Origin of the sequence: Neisseria iguanae (assembly GCF_003013245.1) — a bacterium.
GTDB classification, from domain to species: Bacteria; Pseudomonadota; Gammaproteobacteria; order Burkholderiales; family Neisseriaceae; genus Neisseria; species Neisseria iguanae.
Genome location: NZ_PXYY01000176.1, coordinates 1 through 1,143 on the forward strand (window position 1 = coordinate 1; position 1,143 = coordinate 1,143).

At 54.0% G+C, this 1,143-nt stretch carries 1 pseudogene; it reads right to left on the reverse strand.

The window, feature by feature from the left end:
* Positions 1–116 precede the first annotated feature (116 nt).
* Positions 117–1,104, reverse strand: a pseudogene (locus C7N83_RS14385) (transposase).
* Positions 1,105–1,143: the final 39 nt, after the last annotated feature.

A 1,143-nucleotide genomic window follows, 5' to 3' on the forward strand; every position in this document is an offset into this window, starting at 1 on the left:
GGCCTTTGCAAAATACAAAGACACCAACCAAAGCAGTTAATTGGGTTACCAATTAACCGCTTTGCCTTTTTGAGTACTGTCTCCGCCCTTATTTTCCCTTTTTCAGGGCGTATTTCCTACCTTTCAGGCAGCAGAAACCTGTCGGCTGCCTTCCACAGGTTCAGGTACACCGCTTTCAGACGGCTTGGCGCCCTTTCTGTAAACCGGAATAACGCGCCCGTTTGCAGCCGGATTGCCGGTGCAAGACACCGAAGGTTTGTTCAACCACATAACGGATTTTCGACAGCTGCTTGTTCCGCTGTTTATCTTCCTCCGTTAAAAATTTGCCTCTGTGCGCTTTGCGTATCATGCCGTCTGAAAGCCGTCTTCTTTGCAGATGGCTTTGCTGTGCGTTTATCGGCATAGACGGCTGTGCCGGGTGCGGTGTCTGCCAACAGCGGTTCGAAAGGATTACGCATGCGGGTGTTGGCCGGGGTGATGTATAATTTGTCGATGTAACCGTCTGCATCGGTGCGGGTGTGTTGTTTGCAGCCGAAGGGGGTTACCGTCTTTCTTAACCCGGCGTGCGTCCTGTCTTTGCCGGGGGGCGGTTTCGGTAATGGTGCTGTTCTCATCGGTGCCGACGTCCCGGCATTGTTTGCCGCCGGTGGTTTGGATGAGGGTAGCATCAATCACCGCAGCCGGGGCGTTCCCTATTTTTAAGCCTTGCCCGGGCAGCTGTCAGCCGGCGGTTAATCAGTCCGGGCAGCCGGGATAAAGTGTTACTTTGGGCCGGCCGGGTGCGGAAACGGCAAAGCGTACTGTGGCCGGGTCAGGCAATATCAGCAAAGCCGCAGAAAAAATGGAAATCTGAGCCGGTAGCCGGACGGTGCTCCGATTCGGGATAGGAAAGGCTGTGACGCCGGCCGGTCAGTACGGTTTTGAACATGGAGGGCTGCGGATAGGCGGGACAGCCTCGGTGGTTGCGGATGTGACGGGGCTTGTATTGATGATGCAGTTGTTCGACAGGCTGCCGGTCAAGCACTTGCTTGAGTTTGATAAAAGGAAATCTGCCGGTGTGCTTGCCGTCATGATTTGGACTTGTTGGTGGAAGAAGCTGCCCATGGAAAATTCCGCTAAATTCTTTTTAGGTGGATTTAGAGG